The sequence below is a fragment of the Natrinema caseinilyticum genome (assembly GCF_024227435.1).
In the GTDB taxonomy this organism is placed as follows: Archaea; Halobacteriota; Halobacteria; order Halobacteriales; family Natrialbaceae; genus Natrinema; species Natrinema caseinilyticum.
Map to the genome: position 1 here is coordinate 1,446,987 of NZ_CP100445.1, position 20,241 is coordinate 1,467,227.

Here is a 20,241-nt window from a genome sequence, read left to right on the forward strand (position 1 = left end):
GGCCGTTCCGCTGTCGTATTTTGTCCGCGTGCTCGACCCGTACGACGGTATCGAACCGACCGCCATTTTGTCGTACGCGTCGGTACTGGACCGGTCGCGTTTTCGACGACCGAAGATATCGTCGCCGTCCCGGGTTCCGTCCTCGATCGCGGCATTCGCGTCTCGAGTGTCCTGCGGTGTCCGAATCCGTGATGGACGGCGGCTCCGGTCCGCTCGCCTCACCGCTGACCGGGATCGCGGGGGGCGTCGAAGTCGGTGGACGGGTCCTGTGGGTGCTGTCCGACCGGTGTCTCGGGATCGAGTGGGGGTGATTCGACCGTCGGCGAGAGACGGCCACCGGCACTGGCCGCTCTCGCGTCGCCGAGCCGGCGCCGTATCTCGTCGAACCCGTCGTAGAGGACGGAGAGCCGGTCGACTTTTTCGCGGGGGTTCGCGTGGAAGCGCCAGGGGCTTCCCGTCTCGAAGTGGACGTCGATCTGTCTCACGAGCGAGTGGCCGAGGTACGTGGCGAACGTCCGCGGTCGGATGCCGATCGCATCGCAGTACGCGACGATGGATTCGGCGACGCGGACCGAATACGGCGTGTCCTCGAGCAGGGTCGCTCGAACGCCGGTCTCGAAGCCCCCGAACGCGAACGCGGCGAGTTTCAGCGTGAAGAAGCCCGGATCGGCGGCGGGATTCGACTCGAGGGCGCTGTACTCCCAGTCGATGACGCGCTCGATCGAGCCGTCGTCGGCGACGAGCACGTTTCCCGGGTGATAATCCCCGTGGGCGGGAACCGCGGGGAACTCGAGCGGGTCGGAGACGGTCGGCGGCGCGACGTCGAATCGGTCCGGCGCGAGTTCCCGACGTGCGGCGCCCGGCGACCGCCTCCGGCGCGGGCCCGCGTGGGCCAGTTGTAGCGTTCGGATCCAGCCCAGTCCCGTCTCGAGGACGCGGACGAACGCGTCCGGATCCGGAGGGGTCGGCCATCGAGTGACGACGTCCATGAGCGGCGTTCCAGAAGCGGGAGATTCAGACAGCACTGGGCCGAGCGCCGACTCCTCGAGTGCCACGTCGGGGAGCGTTCCCGCGATCGGTTCGCCCGAGGCAGTGAGTTCCGAGAGAGTCGATGCCGCCCGTTCGTTGTATCGGCTGTGTGTCGGGGTGTTGGGCACTTTTCGGACGGTCTCGACGTCGCCGTCCGAGAGTTCGAAGACGATCGATCTGTTCGCACCCCGACGCAGTACCCGCGTCGTGTCGGGTTCGTCGGCCGACGGCGCATCGGATTCCGCCGACGAATCCGTTCGACAGACCGCGACGTAGCTCGGATAGGACTGTGCGACGAGTCCGAGTTCGGTGGCCAGGGTCGCACCGCGGCGAACCAACCCGGAGCCGGTCGAATCCGTCTCGATCGAATCGAGCACCCACTCGATCGCGTCGGGATCGTCCGCCGGAACCGCCCACCGGTACCGTGATCCGCCGGGAAGCAATCCGAAGAGGTCGACGTCGTCGAATCCGCGGGTCTCGAGTGCAGCGACGAACCGCGAGGGAATCGATCGCCAGACGGCAGTCGGCGAGAGACCGGTGTCACGTTCGGATTCCGACTCGAGGCCGACGAGATCGGTCACGCCGCTCGTCCGAGGCCACCCGTCGATCTCGGTCACGAGCGTTCCGCCGTCGGCGAGCGACGCGGCGAGTCGATCGACGTGGTCGAAGAACTCGCGGTCCGGTGGCCGCGGTCCCGTCGCGACGACCGTGTCGAACGAGCGACCGTCGATGGCCGACGCAATATCGTCGCCGACGATCGAAACGACGTCGGCGCCGTCGAGTTCCGGTCTGGACTCGAGGAGCCGACGGCCCGTATCCGTGGGCTGGTAGCTGGAGACCCTATCGGCGAGTGACAGGAGAAGCGGCGTCGTCCGTCCCCAGCCGGGCGTGCAGTCGAGGCAGTGGCCGGAGATGTCGTCCGCGACGAGCGCGTACCAGCTGTCGTATCCGACGCCGAAGAGGGACGTCAGTACCGAACGGGGCTCCGAGGCCGCCTCGAGCAGCGAATCGACCGCAGCGTTGGGTTCGTCCCGTGCGAACCGGTCGACGAACGACCGAACGGCCGGCGCATCGGTATCGGAGTGGACGGGGTTCGAGTGCACATTCCCGCTACTGACTGTATCGTATATTGATATGACCGTATTACCGGTATATAGTGCTCAATAATGGTATTGTTACCCGCCGCTGACGACGGCGAAAGACGGGAGAACGGGCGTCGGTGGCGCGGCTCGTGGTACTCGACGGTGGTGGGAACGAGGTCGATCGCTCGAACACGGTGGCGACCGATCAGGTGAGCAAGGCGAGCGTTTTCCGCGGGTCGACCAGTCCGCTCAGCGTCACGAGAACGCCCCAGATGAGGACGCCGAGACCGATGACGCCGGCGAGGGCGACGATGTTCGACACGTGCGGGACGAAAAACAGCACCGCGAGGCCCATACTCGCGGAAATAACGGAAATGAGCGCGACGGAGCGGGCGACCCGAGCGTAATCGAACTCGATCTCCCGATACATCACGGCGACGTTGACCGTCGTATAAATGCCGTAGGTGACCACGGTCGCGAACGCGGCGCCCGGAACACCGAAACGCGGGATCAGAACCACGTTGAGACAGGCATTAGCGGCGGACGTCACCCCCTTCGCGACCGCACGGTCGGACGCCCGTCCCAGGTAGTCCAGGGCGTTGGTCGTCACGTTGGTGATCGCCTGAAAGACGACGTAGACCGCCATCAGCTGGAGGACGGGGGCGGCCCCGGCGTAGTCGGCACCGAACACCAGTCGGACGGCGGGATCGGCGACGAGGATCAACCCGACGGCCGCGGGAACGTAGAGGAGGAGGACGTACTGCAGCGTCGACTCGTAGATCCGGGCCGACTCCTCGAGCGCGTCGGTCGCTTTCTGCTCGCCGTAGGTAGGCGAGACAGAGAAACCGAGCGAACCGGCGGGGACGAGGACGAACTGGGAAATTTGCTTGCTGAGAACGTAGTAACTCACCGCGAGCGGAGTGAGGAAGAATCCGACGAGGATCGTGTCGATTCGGTTGTCGAGGATACTCGCGCTGGTCGACGCGGTCAGCGGGATGCTGTACCTGAACATCCGGTTACGAAGGGATTTCTCCCCACCGTCGTCGTCGTAGGCCGTGTAGAATCGGCGGTAGAGAGCGACCAGTGTGACGATCGCCGCGAGAGCCGCGCCGACCACGTACCCGAGCATCGCACCGACCACGCCCAGTCCGAAGACGGTCAGTGCGATGACGAAAGCGACCCGCGTGACGTTGTTGACGACGCTGACGAGCGCGCTGAGTTCGACCCGATTGAACCCCTGAAAGAGCGTCTGGCCGTAGGAGTTCAGCGACTGAAAGACGAGGTAGACGCCGCCGACCGCCAACAGCGTCGCTGCCTCCGGCGTGTTGAGGAGGCCCGCGAGACGCTCGTGGCCGACGACCATCGTACTGGTGACGATGGCGATCAACACCAGGCGATATCCCAGCGACGTCCGGAGGATGTACGGAATTTTCCCGTCGTCGGTCTCCTTGTACTCGGAGATATAGCGCGCAGCCGAGCGAGCGCTTCCGAGGTCGGTCACCATGCCCGCGACGCCCAGGACCGCGACGACGAAGAAAAACAGCCCGTACTCGTCGGGGGTGAGCAGGAACCGTGCGAGCAACAACATCAACGCCCCGTTGGCGACGTTCGTGACGAGGCGAGCCCCGAGCGTCGCCTTGAAGCCGTCGACGATTCGCTCAGTGACCGACATCGGTCGATGAAATCGTCAGATCGGTCACGTGACGACGATGGGTCGGTGTCGTCGGTCTCGCCCTCACGAACCGAGCGCGGACTGATTGACTGTCCCGTCGGTATCGACGTGCGAAGACGTTCCTGATCACTGCCCGGACGGTCACTGACCGACGACATTGTTATCGCCATCCTACCGCAAATCGCGGTCGGTGGGCACGACGAAGGAGACTCGTAACCGGCACGTCGACCCTCGAGTCCCGATATCTCCCCCCCGAGTCGGCCGACCGTCTCAGGTCGAACTCGAGGCGGTGAAATCGGGCCGCGGACGGTGATCGACGATCGATGGACGACGATCCGACCGACTGCCCCGCTCACGGCGGCTCGAGCCCGTCAAACCGCTTCGAGAGCCGTCGCGAGATCCGATTCGAGCGCGTTGACCTTACTGCGGTCGTACAGCGCAGCTGCGGGGTGGAACGCCGGAACGACGATCCGCTCTTCGCGCCCTCGCGACCCTCCTCCGCTCGAGGACGCCGACGACCGGGGCATCTCCCGCTCGAACACCCGACCGTGGAGATCCGTGATCGTCTCGTCGGTGTCGAGGAGTTCGTCCGTCGCGAAGCTCCCCAGCGGGACGAGAACGCTCGGATCGACGCGCTCGATCTCGGCTTCGAGGACCGGCCACCAGGCCTCGATCTCGGCGACGTACGGATCGCGGTTCTCGGGCGGACGAACCTTGACGAGGTTCGTGACGTACAGCTTCGAACGGTCGTGCCCGATCTCCTCGAGCGCCCGATCGAGTTGCGTCCCCGCCCGGCCGACGAACGGCTCGCCTCGCTTCACCTCTTGCTCGCCCGGAGCTTCGCCGACGAGCATCACGTCCGCGGACAGCGGCCCGACGCCGGGAACGAACCGGGTCCGATCGTCGTGCTCGTCTGGCACCGACTCGAGCGCGTCCGCGAACTCCGTCTCGAACACCCACTCGGTCTGGTCGATCATCGCGCGGGGCTACACCGGTGCCAGCAAACACCTTTTGCCAACGATTACCCGACACTCTCTCGAGTTGAACCGTCTCACCCATCTCGTCACGGTCCAGGGCGCCGGCCGCGGTGAGTCCCCGCCTGTGAAACGCGGACGGCACGAGCGTCCACGTGTTCCGGGCCGGACAGGGACAGGATCGAGGCCGGCCGACGACCGGCGTGCGACGATATCGCACCCCGCCAGGTGACGGCCGGGTTCGATTCCGGTTCAGCGGCTGGCGGCCGCTGTGAAGCCGTCGTGAAACCGTCAGTCGCGCACCGCCGCGAGCGCTCGCGCTCCGTGTTCGAGCGACGCGGCGGGGTCCGTCGGATCGTCGTGCTCGTAGATCAGCCACTCCGTTCCCGCGTCGCGAGCGGCGGCGATACAGGCCTCGAGATCGACCGCTCCGTCGCCGAGTTCGACCGGCCTGCCGTCGGCGACGTCCTTTAGGTGGACCAGCGGCGCGCGTCCCGCGAGTCTGCCGAGTAGGTCGACGGGGTCGCGGCCCGCCGCGGCCGTCCACCCGACGTCGAGTTCGATCGCCAGGTCGTCGTCCGTCTCGTCGATCAAGAGATCGAACCCGCTCCGGTCGTCACCGGCGAGGGTGGTGAATTCGTGATCGTGATTGTGGTAGCCGAGTGTCAGACCGCGCTCGCCGAGGCGATCGGCGAGCGCCGAGAGCCGGTTTGCCGTCTCTCTGACCGTCACCGCGCTCTCGAAGTGGGCTTCGGCCAGGTACGGAACGACGACGTAGTCGCACCCGAGGGACGTACAGCGTTCGCAGACGGCGTCGAAATCGGCCTCGAGCGCGTCGATCCCGACGTGCGCTCCCGCGGCCGACAGCCCGATCTCGTCGAGTACGGTGGCGGTCGCCTGCGGCGACGTCTCGCCGAATCCGGCAAACTCCACGCCCTCGAACGCCGTCTCACCGACGCGCCGAAGCTGCGTCGAGAACTCGTCCTCGAGGCCCCGGAGCGTGTACAACTGGATGGCGATTCGCACCATGTCGTCGGTGATCGGACGCGGCGGCGATAAATCGTCCCGTCTCCGTCTCGCTGCGTGATCGCTCGCCGCGTATGCCCGTCACCGCACCGTCGCGTACCGTGTCCCCGAGCGTCGTGTCTCGAGCGTCACCGCGTGCCGTTTACTCACCGTCGTCGACCGTGTACGCTGGAATCCATGGCGACATCGACCGGTCCGTCGACCAGCTGAACAGGTGTCGCTTCTCGTTCGCGTAGTAGTACCGGTAGGCGTCGACGTAGTCATCCGCCCGCCACTCCCCCGTGAACTGGGGCGGATCGTCGCGACCTTCGGTCGGCCACTCGAGGGCGAGGACGGCCGTCCCATCCAGAGAGCGGACACCGTCCCAGCAGCCGTGGTGCGCTGTCGAGTCGTGATCCCAGCGATAGCGCCACTCCTCGTGGGCCGCCTCAGTGTCGTCCCGTAGGGACCGCCAGTTGGCGGCCGACCGCGTCGCCCAGCGGGTCAGCGGATGATCCTGATGAGGAAATACGGCGCGTCGGATTCAGAGTGAACGTAGCGCGAGCGCGAACGCGGGAGGAGTGCGAACGCAGGCCGAATTCCTATTCCGCCGCTCGCAGAAAGTCGACCACCCGAAGTCGGAACGGGTTCGTTCACGGTCGGAGCCGGAATCGCACCATGCGAGACCTGAACATCGCGCTCCTGACGATCGGCAGCCTGACCCTCGTCTTGAGCCTCGTCTCCGGATTGCTACAGGACAGGGCCTACCTGCCCTCGGAGCCGATGGCCGCGGCGGCCCTGGGCGTCGTCCTCGGCGGCGTCAAACTGCTCGGGAGCGACGGCATTCTCGCGGTATTCGTCGCCGGACTCCTCTTTAACCGGTTCGCCGAGGCGACCGACGAAGTCGACGAACAGAAGGTCCAGGAGACGGTGCTTCGCCTGTTTACGGTCCCGATCTTCGTCCTCTTCGGCCTGGTGATGCCGTGGAACCAGTGGCTCGCCCTCGGCTGGTCGGGCGTCGCGCTCGCGGGTTGTATCCTCCTGTTCCGGCGCGTGCCCACGATGGTCGTGTTCGACCGCACCGTCGATCCGATCGGTACTCGCGGCGCGCTCTTTGCCGGCTGGTTCGGGCCGATCGGTATCGCGGCGATCTTCTATGCGACCGTCGCCCACCGATTCCTGGGCGCCGAGATCGTCTGGGCGGTGACCAGCCTCGTCGTCGCGAGTTCGATATTCGTCCACGGGATTACGGCCACGCCGCTGACGAAATTGTATGGCCGCTCGAGCGGACACGCCCAGCGACAATCGGAGGATCGAGACGAAACCGACTCGTCGTCGACGTTCGCCAACGTCTGAGATCGGCGACGCGGATGCGGGTCCGGGGCGAGCCGACGCGTTTCGGACCCGTAAACACACGGAACTGGAAGCTCCCAGAAACGATGGAACGGACGGTCGTCCTCGGGTGCGGCGAAGCGGGATTGATCGCGGCGGCGACCCTCGAACGGGCCGACGAGACGGACGTGGTCGTCGTCTCCGAGCGGGATTTCCACGTGTTCTCGTTTCTCCTTTACGACGTGCTCGAGGGGAAGCCGTTCGCCGACGCGTGCCTCGACCTCCGGAGCGTGTTTCGCGAGACGGACGTCACCTTCGTCCAGGGTGTCGCCGACGGGGTGGACGTATCGAACCACACCGTAGAACTCCGGAGCGGGGCGCTGAGTTTCGATACGCTCCTGATTGCGGTCGGCGGCGTGACGGCGTACTCGATCGACGATCGGAGACACGTCTCCGATATCCGGACCGACGCACGCGAGATACGTGACGGAGTGAGGACGCCAGACGTTCGCGACGTCGTCATCGTCGGCGGGGGACCCGTCGGTGTCGAGACGGCCGCGACGCTCTCGGCCATCTCCGAACCCGTCGACGCGACGCTCTCGGCCATCTCCGAACCCGTCGACGCGACGCTCCTCACGTCGAGTCACCGTTTGCTCCCGGACTTTCCGCCGCGGGCGAGTCGACTCGCCGAACGACACCTCCGCCGACGGTCGGTCGACGTTCGATCGGGCGCTCGAGTCAACGACGTAACGGAGAACCGCGTCGTACTCGACGGCGGCCGCGCCGAGCGAAGCGACCTGACCATCTGGGCGGGGGGCGTCCGACCGAATCCGGTGATCCAACGGTTCGGCCTCCCAGTGACCGACCGCGGCCTGCGAGTCGATCCATTCCTCCGCTGCGATGGGGCCGACGACGTGTACGCAGCCGGCGACGTGATCGATTATCCTGGAAAAGTAAACGACGGCTACTCGGCGGGACTGGAAGCCAGAACCGCTGCAAAGAACGTCGTTCGTGGCGTTCGAGGACGTCGGCCGAGAGAACACGACGTCCGATGGCATCCGAGAATCGTACACCTCGGTGGCAACGCCGCGATCATCGCGATCGACGGGATCGTTCACGCCGGTCGGGGCCCGGCACTCCTTCGAACCGTCGCGGTCGAGAGCTACCCGTTCCTCTGGAAGGCCCTCTACTGACGACGACGACGACGTTCGTCACCGGATACGTCGCCGTCCGTCTACTCGACGGCGCCGGGGTCGGCGACGGTGCCTGGGACGGAAGGGACGTATACGTCTCCGTGATTTAACCGTCGGACGGACCGTTCGTCGCGGCTGGCGGGCCACTCGGGCACCGTCTGCAAGACGTCCCGTTCGGGAGGTGCGATGTCGATACGATCGCAGCATCCGTCGAACGCGACGAACCAGCCGCCGGCCGACGAAACTGCTGCGGTCCGGACGAAAAGCCGACTCGAGCGTACTCGCTACTCGTTACCGAACATCTGGCGCATCATCGGATGCATTTCCATCATCTGCTCCTCGGCGATTTCCTCGTAGAGCTTGTACGTGATGGAGACGGCAAGTAGCAATCCGGTTCCGCTCACACCACCGATGGTACCGAGCATGTTCGCCCAGACGGCCAACAGCCCGACCAGTGCGCCGCCGATAACGGTCACTTGCGGAATGTACCGCTCCATGACTTTTTCGATGACGCCGACGTTCTGTCGGAAACCGGGGATCTGCATCCCGGAGTTCTGGATCTGCTTCGCCGTCGATTCGGGGCCCATGTCCGTGGTTTCGACCCAGAAGATGGCGAAGATCGCACCACCGACGACCATGAACGTGACGTCGATGCCGATGCGGATCATCACCTGCCACCACTCCTGGGTGATGTTCGCAGAGACCCATAGCCAGTCGTCGGGCGAGTAGATCGGGGCCACGTAGTAGAAGAACCCGCCGGTGGGTTGACCCTGCGACGAATAGGTGCCGAGCCAACCGGGCATGTTACCCCACTGACGGTTCAGAATCTGGCCCAGAAACTGGACGTTCGCTTGCACCGCGCGAACGAGGATCATCGGCAGAACGCTCGCGTAGATCAGCTTCACCGGGAAGCGTCCGCGCGCACCCTTGACTCGAGCGTGGCTCAGCGGAATCTCGACGCGGACGGATTCGGCGTAGACGACGATCCCGAAGATCAGAAGGGTCGTCACCAGGGCGATGATGTGTCCGTCGTTCATCAACAGCGTCTGCAGTCCCTCACCGGAGATGATCGATCCGATCTCGACCTTGCCGGTCAGAATTCGGTACCAATCGAAGAAGAACCCGCCCGTGGCGGGCTGGACGAATCCGGTAACCAGTCGCTGGCTCACCCCGGCGATGATGAACAGGCCGATCCCGCTGCCGACGCCCCACTTGCTGACGACCTCGTCCATGTAGAGGATGAGAATACCGCCAACGAAGATCTGGGCGAACATCAGCAACTGGACCTGCGTCTGATCGAGTGTGAGCCCGCCGAGCTGGAGCGACGGTTGGGCTGGCAGGAAGCCGCCGGCGAACACCATCGGCAGCCCGGTCAGGATCACCATCAGAACGACCAGCACCTTCTGGAGGCCCTGGTAGAGGACCTGATCCCGCGGATCGTCCGTGTCGAGGCCGAGCAAGTTCGCCCCCCCGAGTAACTGGAGGACGATGCTCGCGGTGACGATCGGTCCGATACCGACCTGCAACACCGACCCCTGTGATCCGGCCAGAATCGCACGGAACTGGCCGAAGAGATCGCCCGACCCGCCGGTCTGATATCCGAGCAGCGTGACGTTCGTCAGGAAGAAGTACAGCATGAGGATACCGGCCGTCCACATCAGCTTCCGCTTGAAGGGGACGTGCCCCTCCGGACGGCGCACTGCTGGCATCCGCGTTAAGACCGGTTCAGCGGCTTCCTTCCATCCCATATGTTATTCCTCGCTCTGTTCGGCGTCGGCTTCCGCCTCGGCTTCGGCGGCCTCCTGTGCACGCTCCGAGAGGACGGCCTCGCCGCCGGCGTCCTCGAGTTTCTCGCGTGCCGCATCCGAGAAGGCGTCCGCGGTGACCGAAAGCTGGTTGCGGACCTGTCCCGACCCGAGGACCTTGACGACGTCGGCCTCGTGGCCGTCCTCGACGATGTCTCGAGCGTCGAGTTCGTAGCCGTCGTCGGTCTCCTCGGCGAGGTCGTCCGCGACGTAGAGGATCGCGTCCTCGTCGAGTTTCTGGACGTCGATCTCCGCGACTTCCTCGCGGATGTCGTGCGGTCGCTTGAAGCCGTGTTTGCCTTTCGGTTCGTAGTTGTGGAACTCGTGTTTGCTGCGTCCGGCGCGGCCGCGGCCACCGCGGTGGCCCGCACCGCGTCGGTTCTTGTGAGAGCCGCCGCTGTGGGTTCGCGATCCGCGCTGGCGTCGTTTTTTGCTCGTCATGGTTATCGCATCGATTCTAGGAGGTTGTTAATCTCCCCCGTTGTATGTTTTCCGAGTTGGCCGCCCTCGACGGTCGGTTTTTTGATACCGTCGTGACCGCCCCGCGGGGGGTGCAGTCGAAGCGTCGGTGACAGTCCCTCGTCACGAAGCGTCGTCTCCTCGTCGACCAACGCGTCGGCCAGTTCGCCGAAGTCGTCGTACTCGGTGTTCGCCGCCAGCCACTCCTCGTCGACGTCGGACTGCTTGCCCTCGAGGGGCTCCGCGCGCTTTGCGAGGAGCGTCTCGAGGACGTCCGCGCTCGGCTCGCCGTGGGCGACGTAGTCGTTGACCTTCGCGATCATCCCCTCGTACGCGTCGGTTTCGGGGACGAGCGTGCAGTGGTTGACGCTGTGGACGTTGAGCATCGACAGGGTGTCTTCGACGTCTTCCTGTCGGTTGACTTCGCCACGAACCTGGACGATGGCCTTCATTGATCTGCCACCTCGGGTTCCTCTCGACTGCCCCGGTTCCGTCGCGGCATGCGCGACTGAGAGGCGTTCTCGAGCGCGTTGAACGTCGCTTTCGCGAGGTTAACCGTCGTTCGAGTGTTGCCGTGGCTCTTGGTCCAGGCGTTTTCGATGCCGGCCAGTTCGAGGACGGCGCGGACGGTGTCGCTCGCGGCCAGCCCGAGCCCTTCGGGGGCCGGGATGACCTCGACTTCCACGGAGCCGGCTTTGCCGGTCGTCCGTCGGGTCAGCGAGTGAGGCCGGTCCGAGCGGTCCTCCCAGGAGCCCGATCCGCGGGGCACCTGAATCATGTTCAGCTTCGCGATACCGATCGCCTTCTGGATGGCAGACCCGACCTGGTCGTCTCGCCCTTCGGCGTAGCCGACGAATCCGTCGCGGTTGCCGACGGCGACGACGCAGCGGAACTTCACGCGTCGTCCGGAGTCGGTCATCCGCTGGACCATGTTGATGTCCAGGACTTCGTCTTCCAGCCCCGGAAGGAGCTGGTCGACGAGTTCGGGTTCCTTCAGCGGGAGGCCCGAGTTCAGGGCGGTCTCCATGTCGTCGATCTCGCCCTCCTGGACCTGCCGGCCGAGACGGGTGACGGGCTGCCAGCCGTCGTCGTTGTAGTCGTTTGCGCTCATTCGAGAATCGCCTCTCGTACCTCGTCGAAGTGTTCTGGCAGTTCTGTTGCGTCGAAGTCGCCGCTGTAGAGCGGCTCGTCGAGCTGTTCGGCGTACTCGGCGATGTGTTCGCCGCGCGTGCGCGACCAGTCAGCGAGCACGCTGTCGTTGTGCGGGATCTCGAGGCCGGCGTCGATCGCCCCTTCCTGCACCGCGAACACCTTGTTCCCGGGCGTGGCCTTGTTGAGGCCGATGTCGAGAACCGCTTCCTCGAGACCGGCGTCGACCGCCCGCGCACCGGCCAGGAGGCCGGTCAGGTATGCCGCGGAGATGTTGCTCGTGGGGGCGTCCCAGCCGTACTCTTCGAGATCGCTCGAGTGTGCGCTCGCAAGCGTCTCGTCTCCCTGAGGTCCGGGAGTGATCAGCTGCGCCGTAGTGTGCTTGTTGCTCTTGCGAGCAACGAGGCGGGGCTTGCCCGATTTCAGCAGGCGCAACCTCTGGTGGTAGTCCGTCCGGACCTCACGGCGACGGCGCATCGGTACTTTGTATCGTGGTCCTGTCGCCATTATTGGTCACCGTAGTTGTCGTCGATGTAGTTCAACAGGTACCGGACGCTTCGGAACTCCCCGCCGCCAGCCTTCTTGTAGAGCTCGCGGTACTGCGTGGGCGTCAGCTCACCCTTGTCGCGGAGTTCGCGCAGCTTCCGGCGCTGTGCGCGAATCTTGTTCTGCCACTCGTCTTTCTCGTTCTGGCGGGCGCCTTTCTTGCCGCGGCGCTTGCCCTGGCCGTTCTGGTGGCCGTAGGCCCGCTTCGCATTGCGCTCGCGTGCGCGGCCCCGAGAATTACCGGTCGCATCGTCGGCTCGAATGCGCCCCTCGTCGACGAGTTCGCGGATCTCGTCTCGAGTGATCGCTTCGGCGATGTCGGCCTGCGCGTCGGGATCGAGCCAGACGCGATTTTTGCCGACGTCCAAGACGTCGGCGGCCAGTCGCTTCTGTGCGGAGAGATCAGTCATGTGATTCCACCTCGACTTCTTCGTAGGTCGGGTTCAGGACGCGGACGCCCTGCTCCTCGGCTTCCTCTTCGATTCGTTCGCGCTTTCGCGCGCCGACCGCGGAGGCGATCCGGACCGCCTCGCGGGAGCCGTCGACGCCCTCGAGGTCGGCCACGTTCTCGACGTAGACTTCCTCGAAGCCGCTGGGGTGTTTCCCTCGGACGGACTCCGGAGTGCGGTAGCCGGCCTGAACCGTCGGGCCTTTGCCCTTGACGCCGCGGCGCTGCTTCGAGAGGCCGCCGCGCGGTCGACGCCAGGATTCCGGCGTCCGCTTTTTCTTGTGGTAGTCCTGTCGATTGAATTGCGGTTTGCCCTCGCTCTGCCGACGGGCGAGCAGTCGCTGCTCGTTCTCGGAGAGATCGGGCGTCTTCTCGGTCAGCCCGCGGGGCTGCAGTTCAGTCTCCACCTCTTCGGCGGGTGCTTCTTCTTCCTCGACGCCTTCCTCTTCGATCTCGGCTTCGGTCGTCTCGGTGACCTCGAGGTCGCCGACGTCGGCCTTGATACGCGCTGCGAGCGCGTTCCCGACGCCTTCGGCATCGGCCAGGTCGGACTGATCGGCTTCCTTGACGTCTTCGATGGACTCGAATCCGGCCTCGCGGAGCGCTTCCGCCTTGCTCTCGCCGACACCGCTGATTTCGTCGAGTTCCTGCGGTCCGTCCGCGGCCGTCTCGTCGTTCGATTGCTCGTCGTCTGCCATCTATCAGACACCCCCTTTGGCGGGTTTGTTGGTGATGTAGACCCCGTCCTGGAAGATACGGGTGTCCTTTCCGCTGACCTTCGTCAACTGCTCGATGTCGGCCGCCGTCTGTCCGACGTGTTCCTTGTCGGGACCGGACAGGACGAGTTGCTCGTCGTCGACGGCAACGTCGGTCTCACCGTGGATAGTCGTTCGTCGCGCTGCCTTTTCGCCGAGGAAGTTCTCGATGACGACCTCGTCGCCCTCCACGCGGACCTGCATCGGGAAGTGAGAGTAGAAGACTTCCATCTCGTACTCCCAGCCCTCGGTCACGCCGTGGATGGCGTTCCGGATGTGGCTCTCGAAGGTGCCGACGGTCGCGTTCGTTTTCGCGTCCTCGGACTCGCTTTCGATGACCACCTGATCGTCGTCGACGTCGACGGTCACGTCGGGGTACCAGAGGCGGCGGGTTACGCTGCCTTCCGGTCCCTCGACGGTCACGTCGAACCGATCGACCTCGACTGTTACGTCGTCGGGTATTTCCAGTTCGACTCGCATTGTTAGTAGACGTACGCGATCACCTGCCCACCGATACCCTGTTCGCGCGCTTCGTAGTGGCTCATGATACCACTGCTCGTCGTGACGACGAGGGCGCCGAAGTCTCGAGCGGGGAGATACCGTTTCTCCCACTTCTCGAAGTCCTCGGAGCCAACGGCGTAGCGGGGCTTGATGGGGCCGCATTCGTTGATCGCTCCTTTCAATTCGACCTCGAACTGACCGGCTTTCCCGTCGTCGACGTACTCGAAGCCGTCGATGTACCCGCGGTCGTAGAAGACCTCGAGTACGCTGCCGATTTCGTTCGAGGCGGGCGTTACCTCGTGGGTGAGATGACCCACGCTCTCGGCGTTATCGAGGCCCGAGAGCGCGTTACTGAGTGGATCGTTTCCGGTCATGTTATCGATACTTCTTGAATCCCATGTCGCGGGCGATCTCGCGGAAGCACTGCCGGCAGAGGTTGATGTCGTACTTGCCGACAAGCCCCTGCTCGCGGCCGCAGCGCTGGCAGGACTCGATCTGTCCCGTTCGCTTCGCCGCGTGCTCGCCCGTGCGGTCGTTTTCTGGTTCTGTTTCGCTCTCACTCATCGTCTGCGCCCTCCACGCTGACGTCGAAATTCGCCTCGAGGAACGCGATGGCGTCCTCGGGGGTCAGTCGGTGGTTCGACGGGATCGATCGGGTGGCCTTGTCGCGCTTGGCGATGCGGTAGCCCGGACGCACCAGGTTGACGGTGACGTCCAGCCCGTAGATCCCGACGTTCGGATCGTACTCCTGGCTGGGGAAATCGGTGTGTTCCTCGACACCGAAGCTGAAGTTCCCCGTGTCGTCGAACTGCGCCGACGAAATCGAAGCAAGCGGCAGCGCCGTCTCGAGGAACTCGTGAGCGTCGTCGCCACGAAGGGTGACCTTCGTGCCGATCGGGTCTCCCTGGCGGATGCCGAAGTCGGGTTCGGTCCGCTTGGCCTGGGTCCGGACGCTCTGTTGTGCCGTGACCTCCTCGATGATGTCCTCGGCCTTGCCGAGTTCGCGGCCACCCTGGCCGACGCCCATGTGGACGACGACCTTCTCGACGCGCGGTTCGCGCATTTCGTGGAACTGGCCGTCGGAATCGGCGTCGCTACTCATCGTCATCACCCACGAAGTTCTCGTCGATGACCACGACGTACTCTTCGACGGTTTCGAAACCGCCATCGTCCGTCGAGACGCCGACGGTGTTCGAGCCGCTCCCGGGCGTGACGTCGATCGTGTCGATCTCGCCGATCTTTCCGCCGTGGTTTCCACGAACGGCCGTGACGAGCGCGCCCTCTTCGTACGGGAAGTGAGCGACGACGGACTTGTCGTCGTTGTCGATGACGATCGAATCCTTCGTGTTGTAGTCGTCGTCGGTGATGACGGTCGTTCCGTCGTGCAGCGTTAGCTGCGTGTCGCCACCCGGCACTTGCTGTTTCCCCTCGATCTTGCCGAGGCGGCTCTCCGCGGCGTCCTCGTCGATCTCGGTCAGCGCGAGCCGACCGCCCTCGTCGGGGAAGACGCGGTAGTACTCCTCGCGACCCGGGAAGGCGACGATATCGAACATGCCGATCGGGCGCTGTTCGTCGTTGATCGCGTCCCCGTTGACGAGGATCGCATCCTCCGACAGGGCGTATCGCGCTTCCTTTCTGGAGTCCACGTAGCCGAGGACGTCCCGCAAGAGGACGACGAGCGGCACGCCGTCTTCGCCGTGCGGGCCGGCATCGGCTTTGACCGTGAAGGTCTCGGTCTTTCGCTCGACCGGCCAGGACTTCGGTACCGACAGTCGTTTCTGGTGTTTCGTCATTCGCTATCACCTTCGAGACGCGCCTCGCGACGCTCGTCCTCGAGGTCGAGTTCCGTGATCCGGACGTTCGACGGGTCGAGCGGCCGCGGCACCTCCTCGCCGTCGGCCGTCTCGATGGTGACGTCTTCGACGTGGACCGTCCCGTCCTCGAGGATCGCACGGAGGACCTCGGCCTCTTCGCCGGCGTGGTCACCGCGCAGGACCTCGACCGTGTCGCCCGCGTTGACGCGGGTGCGTCGAGTGTCGTACTCCTCGCGGAGCTCGTCGGACAGCGTCGCGTGCAGTTGCTTCTGACGCTCGTGAAGCGGGGCACGTTCCGTCTGCGTTCGCTGTTTGTGTGGTTGCTTGCTCATATCTATACGATCATCGTCGCCGTGCTGGCGATTGCTCCGAAGCGCTCTGCGACTTCGCGGGCGATCGGCCCCTTGATCTCCGTGCCGCGGGGTTCTTCGTTCTCGTCGATGATGACCGCCGCGTTGTCCTCGAACTTCAGACGCGTCCCGTCCGGCCGACGGATCGATTTCCGCTGCCGGACGACGACGGCCTCGAGGACCTGACGGCGCATCTCGGGGGTCCCTTTGGTGACCGAAACGGTCACTTTGTCGCCGATTCCCGCCTTCGGCTGGCGGTTCTTGGTGCCGTGGTAGCCCGCGACGCTGATGATTTTCAGTTCACGCGCGCCGGTGTTGTCGGCACACGTGACCAGCGACCCCTTCTTGAGGCCCTGCGTGACGTCGGCTTTCAGTGCCTCCATCACTCCTCACCCTCGTCTTCGGTTGCGGCGAAGTCCTCGTCCGAGAGCTCCGGCTCAGGCTCGGCCTGGCTCGTCAGCTCGGCGATGTCTGCCGCAGTCGCTTCTTCGGTTACTTCGACGACCACGTGCGATTTCGTCTTCGACAGTGGTCGGGTCTCTGCGATCTTGACCGTGTCACCGACCGAGAGCGGTTCGAGCACGCCCGGTACGTGTGCCGGGATGCGCGAGCGACGTTTCATCTGACGGTCGTATTTCGGAACCGTCACGTCGTACTCTCGCTCGACGACTACGGTCTTGTCCATGTCCGTCGATACGACGGACCCCTCGAGGACCTGGCCTCGAACGGAGAGGTCGCCGTAGAACGGACACGTCTCGTAGTCGTATTCCTCCGGGTTTTCGGGTTCCGGAGGGGTTTCAACGTCTAGTCCTATTGCCATGGTGAATCACCACTTGTTTCCGTGCGTCGGGCGGGTCGTGAGAGCAGTCGCGATCCATCGACCGTAACGTAGGCTACGTCCTCGCCGGCGGCGTGGCGGTGATTCCGTCCGGAATCATCGCCACGATGGCCGGCGGCATCGCCGCCGGCCCGGTCCGCGGTTTCCGATCGCTCGAAACCCCCGGGTTGAGTGTCGGCCAGTTTGGACGCAGTCCCCGACTCCTTGGCGGAGTCGGCGGCTTCATCTGTGATCGCGAACTCGAACGTCGAGCCCGATTTCGGCACCATAACGACCCGAGACTCGCCGTTCTCTCGAATTTCTATCGAAAGGGTCTTCGTCGTCTCGATGACGACGCGGCCCGTAAGGCCCACCCGCGAGGAGTCGTCGCTCTCGACGATCCGGACGGGCAGTCCGTTGAGTTCGTGTCGCGGCAAGGTTTCGGGTGTCAGTGCCATTGGTACGTTATTCTTCGTCTCAGGCGGCTTCGCCGCCTTCGTTTCGAGACGTCTCCGACGTCTCGCTTTCGAGATCCCCTTCTTCACGCTGAATCGTCTTGATCCGCGCGATGGTACGACCCAGCTCGCCGATGCGGCCCGGGTTCTCCGGGGCCCCACCCGCGGCGAGGACGGACTTCTGGTTCAGCAGTTCCGTCTCGAGTTCCTCGAGTTCTTCCTGCCGTTCGGCGGGCGTCATGTCGCGGATCTCTTCGACGTGGAGGATCGCCATCAGGCGTCACCTCCCTCGTCCGAATCGTCCGCCTCTTCTTCGGCGTCTTCCATCTCCGCGACGAGCTCTTCGGCTTCCGCTTCGACGTCCTCTTCGAGTTCGTCGAGTTCCTCCTCGACGTCCTCGTCACCGCCGGGGACTTCGACGTCGTCGAATTCCTCGCCGGTGTCGGCCTCGATCTCCTCCTCGATGACCTCCTCGACGTCCTCCTCGACGGTCTCGACGGCCTCGTCGGCCGCGGCCTCGGCACCGCCCTCGGCGGCCTCGGCCGCTTCGGGTTCGCCCTCGAGGAGCTCTTCGACGCCCTCGGCCTCGTTGGCCTCGACGGCCTCCGGGACGAGTTCTTCCGGATCCAGATCCTCGCTAATCTGGAAGTCGTCGGGCAACTCGGCGCCCGGCGGGATGATCTTGACGTCGACGCCGATCGTGCCGAGTTTCATGACCGCGACGCCCTGGCCGTGATCGACGACCTCCTCTGCGGGCTCGCCGTTGTGCTTGATGTAGCCGCGGTTGAACTTCTCGACGCGCGACCGGGCGCCCGTGACCTTCCCCGAGAGGACGATCTCCGCGCCGAGTGCGCCGGCTTCCATGATCCGGTCGATCGTCGTGTGACCGGCCTTCCGGAAGTACCAGCCGCGCTCCAGGGCGTTGGCCAGTCGGTCCGCGACGATCCGCGCGTTGAGATCGGGTTCGTCGACCTCCTGGACGTCGATCTGGGGGTCCTCGAGGTTGAACTTCTCTTCTAGGGCCGTCGTGACCTTCCGGATGTTCTCGCCGCCTTTGCCGATGACCATCCCGGGCTTTTCGGCCTTGAGGACGATCTGCGTTCCCATCGGCGTCTTGGCGACGTCCATACCACCGTAGCCCGCGCGGCCGAGTTCTTCCTGGAAGAACTCGTCGATCTGGGACCGCTGCAGGCCGTTCTCGATGAATTGGTGTTCGTCAGCCATTAGCTATCGTCCTCCTCGTCGGTTTCGGTCCGTTCTTCGACCACGATCTCGACGTCGACCTGCGGCGTGTTCCACGACGACGCACGCCCCATCGCACGGGGTTTGCGGCCGACGGACTCGCCGACTTTGTGGGCCGCGACGTGAACGATCTCCATCGATTCGCCGTCGAATCCCTGATGGTCCGCGTTGGCCTCGACGTTCTCGAGCAGGTCGAGGAACTCCCCCGAGACCTTTTCGGGGTACTTGCCGGCATCCCAGCCGTCGACGTCGGAACGGTGCCCGGCGCCGGTGTTGTGGGACTTGAACGGCACCGACTGCGTCTCGTCGATGACGTCCTGAAGGTACGCCCGGGCGTCGCCGACGGTTCGGCCCTTGAGTTCGCGGGCGACCTCCTTGCTGTGCTTGTGGCTCATATGACGCTCCCGGAGCATCGCTTTCGCCGTAGCGTCCGGGTCCGCGTCGACTGAGTAGTTGATTCCCATGCGTGGATCACTTCAGTGGGACGAATTTCGAGGATCGGGTCGCGCCGATACCGGCCTGCCCGTGCTCGACGGAGGTCCGGGTCAGCTGGAACTCGCCGAGGTAGTGGCCGATCATTTCCGGTTCGACGCGCACGCGCTCGAACGACTGTCCGTTGTAGACCTCGAAGGTCAGCCCGACGAACTCCGGCAGGATCGGCATGTCCCGCAGGTGCGTTCGAAGCGGCGCGTTCGCCGTCTCCTCTTCTTCCGCCTCGCGGGCCTCCTCGAGAAGCTTCTCTTTCTCGACGGAGAGGCCGCGTTCGATACTTCGCCGCTGTCGCGCGGGTAGCAGTTCCACGACGTCGTCGAGCTCCATCTCCTGCAGCTCCTCGAGCGTGTGGCCGCGGTAGGTAAACTCACCTTCGCGGCCGGTTCGGTACTCCTGACTCATTTGTTTCCACCTCGACCGGTGCGCCGGGACGAGATGTCACCGACCTTCCGTCCCGGCGGGGCGTCCCGCGAGACGGACTTGGGTTTGCCGGGGTGCTGGCGGCCGCCGCCACCGAACGGGTGGTCGACGGCGTTCATCGCGACACCGCGGACGCGGGGCCACTTCGTGCCCCGGGCTTTCATCTTGTGATACTTGTTGCCGGCCTTGACCATCGGCTTCTCCGTGCGGCCGCCACCGGCGACGACGCCGATGGTGGCGCGGCACTGCGGATCGAGGCGCTTGACCTCGCCGCTTGGAAGCTGGACGACCGCGGCGTTGCGGTCGTGCGTGATCAGGTCGGCGTTGGTTCCCGAGGCGCGGGCGAACCGACCGCCGTCGCCCGGGTTCGCCTCGATGTTACAGACCGGAACGCCTTCGGGAATCTCCGCGAGCGGGAGCGTGTTGCCGGGCTTGATCTCCGCGCTCACGCCGACCTGCAACTCCTCGCCGACGGTGACGCCTTCGGGCGCGAGGATCAGCCGCTGATCGCCGTCTTCGAATTCGACGGCGGCGACCGGTGCGGATCGGGCCGGGTCGTGTTCGATGTCCACGACCGTTCCGCGCACGACGTCGTCGTCCGCTTCCTTCTTGTGGTCGAGCTTCGCCTTGTATCGGTGCGACGGGGCGCGGAAGGTGGAACTCCCGCGGCCGCGTCGTTGTCCTTGAATGCGACGTCCCAT

At 64.9% G+C, this 20,241-nt stretch carries 27 protein-coding genes; 2 read left to right on the forward strand and 25 right to left on the reverse strand.

Annotation, left to right across the window (positions count from 1 at the left end):
• Window positions 1–218 precede the first annotated feature (218 nt).
• From NJT13_RS07035 to NJT13_RS07050, 4 genes are all read right to left on the reverse strand, one after another.
• Window positions 219–2,132, reverse strand: coding sequence for a phosphotransferase (locus NJT13_RS07035; protein ID WP_254524857.1), 1,914 nt, complete (start codon window positions 2,130–2,132; stop codon window positions 219–221).
• A 184-nt stretch (window positions 2,133–2,316) separates the two neighbouring features.
• Entirely contained in the window at window positions 2,317–3,783 is a 1,467-nt protein-coding gene (locus NJT13_RS07040; RefSeq protein ID WP_254524858.1) for a flippase, read from the reverse strand.
• A gap of 371 nt (window positions 3,784–4,154) precedes the next feature.
• Entirely contained in the window at window positions 4,155–4,760 is a 606-nt protein-coding gene (locus NJT13_RS07045) for a uracil-DNA glycosylase (protein WP_254524859.1), read from the reverse strand.
• Window positions 4,761–5,048: 288 nt separating this feature from the next.
• Window positions 5,049–5,786 (reverse strand): sugar phosphate isomerase/epimerase family protein, encoded by a 738-nt coding sequence (locus NJT13_RS07050; protein ID WP_254524860.1) that lies wholly within the window; start codon window positions 5,784–5,786, stop codon window positions 5,049–5,051.
• 654 nt (window positions 5,787–6,440) lie between these two features.
• On the opposite strand from NJT13_RS07050, the gene NJT13_RS07055 reads away from it, so the two are divergent.
• Entirely contained in the window at window positions 6,441–7,118 is a 678-nt protein-coding gene (locus NJT13_RS07055) for a cation:proton antiporter domain-containing protein (RefSeq protein WP_254524861.1), read from the forward strand.
• 83 nt (window positions 7,119–7,201) lie between these two features.
• Window positions 7,202–8,287 (forward strand): NAD(P)/FAD-dependent oxidoreductase, encoded by a 1,086-nt coding sequence (locus NJT13_RS07060; RefSeq protein WP_254524862.1) that lies wholly within the window; start codon window positions 7,202–7,204, stop codon window positions 8,285–8,287.
• A gap of 284 nt (window positions 8,288–8,571) precedes the next feature.
• Here NJT13_RS07060 and secY read toward each other — a convergent pair whose 3' ends face one another.
• The 21 genes from secY to NJT13_RS07165 are packed head-to-tail and all read right to left on the reverse strand — an operon-like array spanning window position 8,572 to window position 20,241.
• The gene (secY, locus tag NJT13_RS07065) at window positions 8,572–10,035 is read right to left on the reverse strand and encodes a preprotein translocase subunit SecY (protein ID WP_254524863.1); all 1,464 of its coding nucleotides are present in this window, start codon (window positions 10,033–10,035) and stop codon (window positions 8,572–8,574) included.
• Between the two features lie 3 nt (window positions 10,036–10,038).
• The gene (locus NJT13_RS07070) at window positions 10,039–10,533 is read right to left on the reverse strand and encodes an uL15m family ribosomal protein (RefSeq protein ID WP_254524864.1); all 495 of its coding nucleotides are present in this window, start codon (window positions 10,531–10,533) and stop codon (window positions 10,039–10,041) included.
• A 2-nt stretch (window positions 10,534–10,535) separates the two neighbouring features.
• Window positions 10,536–11,003: a 50S ribosomal protein L30 gene (locus NJT13_RS07075; RefSeq protein WP_254524865.1), complete on the reverse strand. Its 468-nt coding sequence runs from the start codon at window positions 11,001–11,003 to the stop codon at window positions 10,536–10,538.
• Window positions 11,000–11,662, reverse strand: a complete 663-nt coding sequence (locus tag NJT13_RS07080; RefSeq protein WP_254524866.1) for a 30S ribosomal protein S5 — start codon at window positions 11,660–11,662, stop codon at window positions 11,000–11,002. Before NJT13_RS07080 ends, NJT13_RS07075 begins: the two co-directional genes overlap by 4 nt.
• A complete protein-coding gene (locus NJT13_RS07085) occupies window positions 11,659–12,207 on the reverse strand; it encodes a 50S ribosomal protein L18 (protein WP_254524867.1) in 549 nt (182 codons plus the stop codon). Before NJT13_RS07085 ends, NJT13_RS07080 begins: the two co-directional genes overlap by 4 nt.
• Window positions 12,207–12,656, reverse strand: a complete 450-nt coding sequence (locus NJT13_RS07090) for a 50S ribosomal protein L19e (RefSeq protein WP_254524868.1) — start codon at window positions 12,654–12,656, stop codon at window positions 12,207–12,209. Before NJT13_RS07090 ends, NJT13_RS07085 begins: the two co-directional genes overlap by 1 nt.
• Window positions 12,649–13,392: a 50S ribosomal protein L32e gene (locus NJT13_RS07095; RefSeq protein ID WP_254524869.1), complete on the reverse strand. Its 744-nt coding sequence runs from the start codon at window positions 13,390–13,392 to the stop codon at window positions 12,649–12,651. The genes NJT13_RS07090 and NJT13_RS07095 overlap by 8 nt, the downstream gene beginning before the upstream one ends.
• Window positions 13,393–13,395: 3 nt before the next feature.
• Window positions 13,396–13,929, reverse strand: coding sequence for a 50S ribosomal protein L6 (locus tag NJT13_RS07100; RefSeq protein WP_254524870.1), 534 nt, complete (start codon window positions 13,927–13,929; stop codon window positions 13,396–13,398).
• A 2-nt stretch (window positions 13,930–13,931) separates the two neighbouring features.
• Complete coding sequence (locus tag NJT13_RS07105) at window positions 13,932–14,324, reverse strand: 30S ribosomal protein S8 (protein ID WP_097378332.1); 393 nt, start codon at window positions 14,322–14,324, stop codon at window positions 13,932–13,934.
• 1 nt (window position 14,325) lies between these two features.
• The gene (locus NJT13_RS07110) at window positions 14,326–14,514 is read right to left on the reverse strand and encodes a 30S ribosomal protein S14 (protein WP_254524871.1); all 189 of its coding nucleotides are present in this window, start codon (window positions 14,512–14,514) and stop codon (window positions 14,326–14,328) included.
• Complete coding sequence (locus NJT13_RS07115; protein ID WP_254524872.1) at window positions 14,507–15,058, reverse strand: 50S ribosomal protein L5; 552 nt, start codon at window positions 15,056–15,058, stop codon at window positions 14,507–14,509. The genes NJT13_RS07110 and NJT13_RS07115 overlap by 8 nt, the downstream gene beginning before the upstream one ends.
• The gene (locus NJT13_RS07120) at window positions 15,045–15,743 is read right to left on the reverse strand and encodes a 30S ribosomal protein S4e (protein WP_254524873.1); all 699 of its coding nucleotides are present in this window, start codon (window positions 15,741–15,743) and stop codon (window positions 15,045–15,047) included. Before NJT13_RS07120 ends, NJT13_RS07115 begins: the two co-directional genes overlap by 14 nt.
• Entirely contained in the window at window positions 15,740–16,096 is a 357-nt protein-coding gene (rplX, locus tag NJT13_RS07125; protein WP_254524874.1) for a 50S ribosomal protein L24, read from the reverse strand. The genes NJT13_RS07120 and rplX overlap by 4 nt, the downstream gene beginning before the upstream one ends.
• A 2-nt stretch (window positions 16,097–16,098) precedes the next feature.
• Window positions 16,099–16,497, reverse strand: a complete 399-nt coding sequence (locus NJT13_RS07130; RefSeq protein ID WP_254524875.1) for a 50S ribosomal protein L14 — start codon at window positions 16,495–16,497, stop codon at window positions 16,099–16,101.
• Window positions 16,497–16,934: a 30S ribosomal protein S17 gene (locus NJT13_RS07135; RefSeq protein WP_254524876.1), complete on the reverse strand. Its 438-nt coding sequence runs from the start codon at window positions 16,932–16,934 to the stop codon at window positions 16,497–16,499. Before NJT13_RS07135 ends, NJT13_RS07130 begins: the two co-directional genes overlap by 1 nt.
• Window positions 16,925–17,389, reverse strand: coding sequence for a ribonuclease P protein component 1 (locus NJT13_RS07140; protein ID WP_254524877.1), 465 nt, complete (start codon window positions 17,387–17,389; stop codon window positions 16,925–16,927). Before NJT13_RS07140 ends, NJT13_RS07135 begins: the two co-directional genes overlap by 10 nt.
• A 19-nt stretch (window positions 17,390–17,408) precedes the next feature.
• Entirely contained in the window at window positions 17,409–17,660 is a 252-nt protein-coding gene (gene rpmC / locus NJT13_RS07145; protein WP_254524878.1) for a 50S ribosomal protein L29, read from the reverse strand.
• A complete protein-coding gene (locus NJT13_RS07150; protein ID WP_254524879.1) occupies window positions 17,660–18,610 on the reverse strand; it encodes a 30S ribosomal protein S3 in 951 nt (316 codons plus the stop codon). The genes rpmC and NJT13_RS07150 overlap by 1 nt, the downstream gene beginning before the upstream one ends.
• Window positions 18,610–19,092 (reverse strand): 50S ribosomal protein L22, encoded by a 483-nt coding sequence (locus NJT13_RS07155; RefSeq protein WP_254524880.1) that lies wholly within the window; start codon window positions 19,090–19,092, stop codon window positions 18,610–18,612. The genes NJT13_RS07150 and NJT13_RS07155 overlap by 1 nt, the downstream gene beginning before the upstream one ends.
• 7 nt (window positions 19,093–19,099) lie before the next feature.
• On the reverse strand, window positions 19,100–19,522 hold the full coding sequence (locus tag NJT13_RS07160) for a 30S ribosomal protein S19 (RefSeq protein WP_254524882.1): 423 nt from the start codon (window positions 19,520–19,522) through the stop codon (window positions 19,100–19,102).
• On the reverse strand, window positions 19,519–20,241 hold the full coding sequence (locus tag NJT13_RS07165; RefSeq protein ID WP_254524883.1) for a 50S ribosomal protein L2: 723 nt from the start codon (window positions 20,239–20,241) through the stop codon (window positions 19,519–19,521). The genes NJT13_RS07160 and NJT13_RS07165 overlap by 4 nt, the downstream gene beginning before the upstream one ends.